The 7,528-nt window shown below is 67.3% G+C and carries 7 protein-coding genes and 1 pseudogene; all 8 read right to left on the bottom strand.

Annotated elements, in window-relative coordinates:
* Window positions 1–324: pseudogene (locus FKP22_RS15340) on the bottom strand (SPOR domain-containing protein); the annotation flags it as partial.
* Between the two features lie 58 nt (window positions 325–382).
* Complete coding sequence (gene folC / locus FKP22_RS15345) at window positions 383–1,660, bottom strand: bifunctional tetrahydrofolate synthase/dihydrofolate synthase (protein ID WP_141288342.1); 1,278 nt, start codon at window positions 1,658–1,660, stop codon at window positions 383–385.
* 94 nt (window positions 1,661–1,754) lie between these two features.
* Window positions 1,755–2,627, bottom strand: coding sequence for an acetyl-CoA carboxylase, carboxyltransferase subunit beta (gene accD, locus FKP22_RS15350; RefSeq protein ID WP_141288343.1), 873 nt, complete (start codon window positions 2,625–2,627; stop codon window positions 1,755–1,757).
* Window positions 2,628–2,658: 31 nt separating this feature from the next.
* Window positions 2,659–3,480 carry a tryptophan synthase subunit alpha gene (trpA, locus tag FKP22_RS15355; RefSeq protein ID WP_141288344.1) on the bottom strand — a complete coding sequence of 274 codons (822 nt, stop codon included), beginning with the start codon at window positions 3,478–3,480 and terminating at the stop codon, window positions 2,659–2,661.
* Window positions 3,477–4,682: a tryptophan synthase subunit beta gene (trpB, locus tag FKP22_RS15360; RefSeq protein WP_141288345.1), complete on the bottom strand. Its 1,206-nt coding sequence runs from the start codon at window positions 4,680–4,682 to the stop codon at window positions 3,477–3,479. Before trpB ends, trpA begins: the two co-directional genes overlap by 4 nt.
* 16 nt (window positions 4,683–4,698) lie before the next feature.
* Entirely contained in the window at window positions 4,699–5,337 is a 639-nt protein-coding gene (locus FKP22_RS15365) for a phosphoribosylanthranilate isomerase (RefSeq protein WP_141288346.1), read from the bottom strand.
* Window positions 5,334–6,149, bottom strand: coding sequence for a tRNA pseudouridine(38-40) synthase TruA (truA, locus tag FKP22_RS15370; protein ID WP_141288347.1), 816 nt, complete (start codon window positions 6,147–6,149; stop codon window positions 5,334–5,336). Before truA ends, FKP22_RS15365 begins: the two co-directional genes overlap by 4 nt.
* Before the next feature lie 58 nt (window positions 6,150–6,207).
* The coding region (locus tag FKP22_RS15375) for a motility hub landmark protein FimV (RefSeq protein ID WP_310733336.1) at window positions 6,208–7,528 on the bottom strand (1,321 nt) is incomplete at its 5' end.

The raw sequence follows: 7,528 nt of genomic DNA on the forward strand, positions 1-7,528 counted from the left end.
GCTGCCAGCCGGCGCCTCTTCTGGCGGCGGTTGCAGCGCGGGATCGGGCCTGGCCTGGCGCGCACCGCTGGGCAGCAGCGACGGCACGGTGTCGCGCGCGGGGATTTCGATGGGGATGTCGACCGGGATCGGCCGGGGCTGGGTCTCGAACAGCAGTGGGAAGCCGATGATGCCGATGACCAGCAGCATTGCCGCGCCAATCAGGCGCCGACGCGCCCGGTTGCGCACCTCACGCACCAACTCGGCGGGGTCGACTGCGGCCGAAGGGCTTGCCTTGGCCGCTGTCTTGGAAGAACCGAACTTGAACTTGGACAGCAAACCCATGCGTGATGACCGGGCAGGCGGCAGGCTGGAAGGATAAGGCCCGCTTGCCTGGCCTCGCTCACGCCTGATGAGGCGCGCCCAGCCGAGGCAGACCATCCTTCAGCACGCCGCCCACGGTTTGAAACGAGCCGAAGACCACGATTCTATCAGCCGGGTCTGCGCCAGCCACGGCTGCGGCCAGTGCGGCCTTGGGACTGGCGTGCTGCTGCGCCTGCGCCTTGGGTGCCAGGCGCGCCACCACTTCGGCCAGTTGCGCAGCCGTGGCGCCGCGTGCCACGGGCAGGTCGCACAGGTACCAGCGGTCGACCAGCGTGGCCATGCGCGCCACCAGCGCGTCCAGATCCTTGTCGTGCATCGCGCCCAATACCGCGTGCGTGCAGGGCGAAAAGCCCATCTGGTCCAGGTTCAGCGCCAGCGCGGCGACCGATTGCGCGTTGTGCGCCACGTCCAGCACCAGCGTGGGCTGGCCCGGCACGATCTGGAAGCGGCCCGGCAGTTCAACCGTGGACAGGCCCAGCCGCACCGCCTGCGCGGTGATGGGCACGCGATCACGCAGAGACTCCAGCGCCGCCAATGCACCTGCGGCATTCAGCAACTGGTTCGCGCCGCGCAGCGCCGGGTACGCCAAGCTGTGATACCGCCGGCCACGACCGCTCCAGGCCCATTGCTGGCGGTCACCGAACTGGTTGAAGTCACGCCCCGCCAGCCACAGGTCGGCGCCCAGGGCTTCGGCGGCAGCGATCACGCTGGCCGGTGGCACCGGGTCGGACACGATGGCTGGCCGGCCGGCGCGCAGGATGCCGGCCTTCTCGCGGCCGATGCTTTCGCGGTCAGGACCCAGGTACTCGACATGGTCGATGTCGATGCTGGTGATGACCGCGCAGTCGGCATCAAACGCGTTGACCGCATCCAGCCGCCCGCCCAGGCCAACTTCCAGGATCACCAGGTCCAGGTCGGCTTCGGCCAGCGCGCGGGCGATTGCCAGCGTGGTGAACTCGAAGTAGGTCAGCGAGATGTCACCACGCGCGGCCTCGACCGCCTCGAAGTGCGGCACCAGCGCGGCGTCGGCCACCTGCTCGCCATTGATGCGGCAGCGCTCCTCGAAGTGCACCAGGTGCGGCTTGCTGTACAGGCCGACGCGGTAGCCGGCGGCGCGGGCAATGCTGTCCAGCATCGCGCAGGTCGAGCCCTTGCCGTTGGTGCCGGCGACCGAGATCAGCGGCACCTTGAATTGCAGGCCCAGGCGCTCGCGCACGGTGCGCGTGCGCTCCAGCGTCATGTCGATCGTCTTGGGATGCAGGCGCTCGCAGTGCGCCAGCCAGTCGTCCAGGTTCATGAAGCGAAGTGCCGATGAAAACGCCCCGGCGCGCCTGATGGCGGGCCGGGGCGAAGGGAGAGAAAGGTTAAAGCTGGGTCGGTCCGAAGCCGGGTCAGGCCACTGCGTCAGCGTTCTGGCGTTGCAGCATCGCCAGCTGGTGGGCGATGGTCTGGCGCAACTGGCGGCGGTCGACGATCATGTCCACCGCACCCTTTTGCATCAGGAACTCGGCGCGCTGGAAGCCTTCAGGCAGCTTTTCACGCACGGTGTTCTCGATCACGCGCGGGCCGGCAAAGCCGATCAAGGCCTTGGGCTCGGCGATCACCACGTCGCCCACAAAGGCGAAGCTGGCGGAAACGCCGCCCATGGTCGGATCGGTCAACACACTGATGTAGGGCAGCTTGGCTTTGGCCAGCCGCGTCAGCGAAGCATTGGTCTTGGCCATCTGCAGCAGGCTGAACAAGCCTTCCTGCATGCGCGCGCCGCCGGTGGCCGTGTAGCTGATGAACGGCACCTTCTGCTCGATGGCGGTTTCGACGCCGCGCACGAAACGCTCGCCGACGACCGAACCCATCGAGCCGCCCATGAAATCGAACTCGAAGCAGGCGACCACCGCCGGCACGCTCATCACCGAGCCGCCCATGACGATCAGCGCATCGGTCTCGCCGGTGGCTTCCATCGCGGCCTTCAACCGCTCGGGGTACTTCTTGCTGTCCTTGAACTTCAGCGCATCGACCGGCAGCACTTCGTGGCCGATCTCGTAGCGGCCCTCGGCGTCCAGGAAGGCATCCAGCCGGGCACGGGCACCAATGCGGTGATGGTGGCTGCACTTGGGGCAGACGTTCAGGTTCTGCTCCAGGTCGGTCTTGTACAGCACCGACTCGCAGGAGGGGCATTTGATCCACAGGCCTTCCGGAACCGAGCGGCGCTCGCTCGGGTCGGTGTGCTGGATTTTCGGGGGCAGCAGTTTCTCAAGCCAGCTCATGGATCAAAGCTCCTCAACGTTCAATTCGACTTTACAACGGATCTAGCGCATCCAGCGCATGACGGATCTCCGCCATGAACTGCCGAGCCGTGGGTGCAAGCAAGTCGTGCGCCTGGGTTTCGAGCAGCTGGATCAGGCGAGAGCCTATCACCACGCCGTCCGCCACCCGTCCCACGGCCTGCGCAGAGGCCGCGTCGCGGATGCCAAAACCCACGCCCACCGGCACTTTGACGTGCTGGCGGATGCGCGGCACCACCTCGGCCACCGCAGCGGTGTCCAGGTTGCCGGAACCGGTCACGCCCTTCAGCGAGACATAGTAGACGTAGCCGGTGGCAATGCGGCCGACCTGCGCCATGCGCGCCTCGGTCGAGGTAGGCGCCAACAGGAAGATCAGGTCCAGGCCATGCGCCTTCAGCAGCGCGGCGAAGTCCTCGCACTCTTCCGGCGGATAGTCGACGATCAACACGCCGTCCACGCCGGCCTCGGCCGCGTCCTTCACGAAGGCCTGCGCGCCGTGCTTCTGGTCGTAGCGCTCGACCGGGTTCGCATAGCCCATCAGCACCACCGACGTGTGCTGGTTGCGGATGCGGAAAGTCCGCACCATCGCCAGCACCTGCACCGTGCCGATGCCACGCGCCAGCGCGCGCTCGGAGGCTTTCTGGATCACCGGACCGTCGGCCATCGGGTCGGAAAACGGCACGCCGAGCTCGATCACGTCGGCACCGCCTTCGGCCAGCGCCAGCATGATCTCGACCGTCGCGTCTGCCGCCGGATCGCCCGCGGTGACGTAGGGAATCAAGGCCTTGCGCCCGTCACGCTTCAGCGCGTCAAAGGTGGCTGCAATGCGGCTCATGACAGGCCCTCCATCCCGGCCAGGCTGGCGACGGTGTTGATGTCCTTGTCGCCCCGGCCGGAGAGGTTCACCAGCAGGTTCTGATCAGGGCGCATCGTTGCCGCCAGCTTCATCGCGTAGGCCACCGCATGGGACGATTCCAGCGCCGGGATGATGCCTTCGGTGCGGCACAGGCGGTGGAAGGCGGCGAGCGCTTCTTCGTCGGTGATGCCGACATATTCGGCCCGGCCGATGTCGTGCAGCCAGGCATGCTCGGGGCCGACGCCAGGGTAGTCCAGACCGGCCGAGACCGAATGGGTCTCGATGATCTGGCCATTGTCGTCCTGCAGCAGGTAGGTGCGGTTGCCGTGCAGCACGCCGGGCGAACCGGCCGAGATGCTGGCGGCATGCTTGCCGCTGGCTAGCCCCAGGCCGGCGGCCTCGACGCCGATCAGGCGCACGCCCTCGTGCGGGATGTAGGGGTAGAAGATGCCCATCGCATTGCTGCCGCCGCCCACGCAGGCGATCACCGCGTCCGGCTGGCGGCCGGCCATCTCGGGCATCTGCACCAGGCATTCATCGCCGATCACCCGCTGAAAGTCGCGCACCATCGCCGGGTAAGGCGCCGGGCCGGCCACGGTGCCGATGATGTAGAAGGTGTTCTCGACGTTGGTGACCCAGTCGCGCAGCGCTTCGTTGAGCGCATCCTTCAGCGTCTTGCTGCCGGACTCGACCGGCACGACCTTGGCGCCCAGCAAATGCATGCGGAACACGTTCGGGCTTTGCCGCTTGACGTCTTCCGATCCCATGTAGACGACACATTCCATGCCGTAGCGGGCGCAGATCGTGGCGGTGGCCACGCCATGCTGGCCGGCGCCGGTCTCGGCGATGACACGCGGCTTGCCCATGCGGCGGGCCAGCAGGGCCTGGCCGATGGTGTTGTTGATCTTGTGCGCGCCGGTGTGGTTCAAGTCTTCGCGCTTGAGGAAGATCTGCGCGCCGCCGATCTCGCGCGACATGCGGGCGGCGTGGTAGATCGGGCTGGGCCGGCCGACGAAATGGGCCAGTTCGCTGTTGAATTCGGCGATGAATTCAGGATCGTGGCGGTAGTGCTCGTAGGCGGCCTGCAGTTCGTCGAGCGCGTGCACCAGCGTCTCGGAAACAAACCGCCCTCCATAGGGGCCGAAATGGCCAGCCGCATCGGGCTGTTGATAGGCAAACATGGAAAAACCTTTGGGATCAGGAGATCGCGTCGGCCATGCGGGCATCAGCTTCGCGCACAGCCTCGCAGAACCGGTGCATCAGCGCGGCATCCTTGATGCCTTTGGCGGCTTCCACACCGGAGCTGACGTCAACGGCCCAGGGCCGGACGTGCAAGATCCCATCGATCACGTTTGCAGGATTCAACCCACCAGACAAAACGAGCGGACGGGGCACGTTTGCGGGAATGAGCGACCAATCAAATGCCTTTCCACCGCCCCCGTAGCCCTCGACGTGGGCGTCGAGCAACAAGGCCGCAGCCTGCGGGTGGCGAGCTGCGAAGTCTAGCAAATCGAAACCGGGTGCCATGCGCGCGGCGCGCAGGAAGGGACGCCCGAAACTGGCGCAGTCATCCGCCAGCTCGTCGCCATGGAACTGCAGCAGCGCCATCGGCACCTCTTCCAGCCCCGCCCTCACCTCCTGGGCGCTGGCGTTGACGAACAACAGCACCGGGGTAACAAAAGGCGGCAGCCGCCGCGCCAGTTCGCCGGCCCGAGCGGCGGTGACGGCACGCGGGCTCTTTGCATACAGCACCAGGCCAACAGCATCGGCACCGGCCGCCACCGCGTCGTCGACGTCGGCTTCGCGGGTCAGGCCGCAGATCTTGATTCGGGTCATGGCAACCAGTCCATCGCGTGCGTGTGGTTCGGCAACTGCAGGTCGGCATCGTAGACCGGGCCGACGAAATACAGCCCTTGCGGCGCGAAGGTCGGCGCGGCGGCGTCGCGTGAGCGCGCGGCCAGCACCTCGTCCATCCAGCCAGGCGCGCGTGAGCCAGTGCCGATGGCGATCAGGCAACCCATGATGTTGCGCACCATGTGGTGCAGGAAGGCCGAGGCCTCGAAGTCAAAGCGCCAATAGGCGCCTCGGCGGCCGATGTCGATCTGCCGCATCAGCTTGATCGGCGACAAGGCCTGGCATTCGGACGAGCGGAACGAGCTGAAGTCGTGCTCCCCCAGCAGACGGGCAGCGCCGTCGCGCATCGCGTCACCGTCCAGCGGACGGAAGATCCAGCCGCAGCCGCCCTGCTCGATGGCCGGCCGCACGGCCGATTCCAGCAACAGGTAGCGATAGCGCCTGCCGCGCGCGCTGTTGCGGGCATGGAAGTTGGCCGGTACCGGCCGGGCCCACTGCACGGAAATGTCAGGCGGCAGGTAGCGGTTGGTGCCGCGCACCCACGAGAACAGCTCGCGCTGCAGCGGGGTGTCGAAGTGCACGACCTGGTTCAGGCCGTGCACGCCGGTGTCGGTGCGGCCGGCGCACAACGTGGTCACGGGCTGCGCGGCGAACTTGGCCAGTGCCGTCTCCAGCTTGTCCTGCACCGTGCGGCCACTGGGCTGGCTCTGCCAGCCGTGGTAGGCATCGCCACGGTAGGCAATGCCAAGGGCCATGCGCTGCGAGGGAGCCTCGTCCAGCGCAGGCGGCAACATCGCCGCCGTCGCCAGGCTGGCGGGCGGCGAGTCGGCCGCCTCACCAGCCGGCACGCTGTCAGCCAAGCTCATCCAGCATGGACTGGGCGCGGGCGCGCAATGCAGCACTGCCCTTGCTCAGCACTTCCTCGAGCAGGTCGCGTGCGCCTTCAACGTCGCCGATGCGGCGGAACTCATCGGCCAGCTCGATCTTGCGCTGCAGCGGGTCACCATCTTCTGGCTCCAGATCGAACGACATCGACGGCGTCGTGTCGCCGGATTCGGTCTCGGGCTCGAGGTCGGCGCTGAGGTCGGCCGAAGTGCCAGAGGCCGTCGTCGGCTCGTTCAGGTCCAGCGACAGGTCGCCGAAATCGAACTCCACCGAACCGGAGTCAGGTGCCGGCGCAGCAGGTGGCGCGGGCGGCTGCAGGTCCGACAGGTCGGGCAGCGGCTCCATGCCGGTGGGCAGCACTTCGGGCATGTCCAAAGCGTCAAGCTTGCCGCCCAGTTCGTCCTGCAGCGGTGGCAGCTCGGTGACATTGCCGCCCACGGTCGTCAGCGGACGGGTGCTCTCCAGGCCGGTCAGCGAGGAAGCCGCGTCCAGGTCAATGTCCAGGTCGTAGGTCGAAACCCGGCCGTCCGGCGTCAGCGCGTCCGGATGTGGCGGCAGTTCGTCGAACGCAGGCAGCGGCTCTGGCGCGGCGTAGACCGGCGCCGGTGCGACTGGCGGCTGGTAAGGCGCAGGGACCGGGTCTTCACGCAGGTCCGGTGGCGCGTCGGACGAGGTGTCAATGTCGACCTCGTCAATCGGGCCAGACGGCTGGTAGAGCGCGTTGTTCGGGTCGATCGAGCGGCCCAGCTCCTGCGCCTTCTCCCAGTCCTCTCCCAGGCCGCCGGTCATTTCCAGCAGCTGGCGGGCCTGGATCTCGAAGCTCTTGGCGTCAGCGCGCTTGGCGTAGACCTCCAGCATCTTGCTGCGGATGGCCACGCGTCCTGGGTCGGTGCGCAGCGCTTCCTTGAGGATTTCCTCGGCCTGCAGGTCGCGGCCATAGGCCAGGTAGACATCGGCCTCGGCGACCGGGTCCACGTCGCCGATGGCGTCCAGCTGGCTCAGCGAGTAGCTCAACGAAGAGGACGAGGAACTGGTGCCGTCGCGGGTGTCCACGCGCTGGCCGCCGCTGGCGCCGAAGAACGAATCGGGCTGCAGCTTGCTTTCGACAAACGAGGTCTCGCTGCCCTGGTCGCTGTTGCGGCGGCGCAGGCGCATCACGCCCAGGCCGGCCAGCAAAGCCACCAGGCCGACAGCACCTGGCAGCACAAACGGATTGCCGGTCAGCGACTCGAAGAAACTGGGCTCGGCCTCCGGCACCGGGGCTGGCAGCGGCCTGGGCCGGGGCTTG

The organism is Ideonella azotifigens, from assembly GCF_006519715.1.
Lineage (GTDB): Bacteria > Pseudomonadota > Gammaproteobacteria > Burkholderiales > Burkholderiaceae_C > Ideonella > Ideonella azotifigens.

Coding starts and splice junctions, on each gene's coding strand:
- truA (WP_141288347.1), bottom strand. CDS start 6,149: ATGTTGCCGCCTGCGCTGGACGAGGCTCCCTCGCAGCGCATGGCCCTT.
- trpA (WP_141288344.1), bottom strand. CDS start 3,480: ATGAGCCGCATTGCAGCCACCTTTGACGCGCTGAAGCGTGACGGGCGC.
- trpB (WP_141288345.1), bottom strand. CDS start 4,682: ATGTTTGCCTATCAACAGCCCGATGCGGCTGGCCATTTCGGCCCCTAT.
- FKP22_RS15365 (WP_141288346.1), bottom strand. CDS start 5,337: ATGACCCGAATCAAGATCTGCGGCCTGACCCGCGAAGCCGACGTCGAC.
- accD (WP_141288343.1), bottom strand. CDS start 2,627: ATGAGCTGGCTTGAGAAACTGCTGCCCCCGAAAATCCAGCACACCGAC.
- folC (WP_141288342.1), bottom strand. CDS start 1,660: ATGAACCTGGACGACTGGCTGGCGCACTGCGAGCGCCTGCATCCCAAG.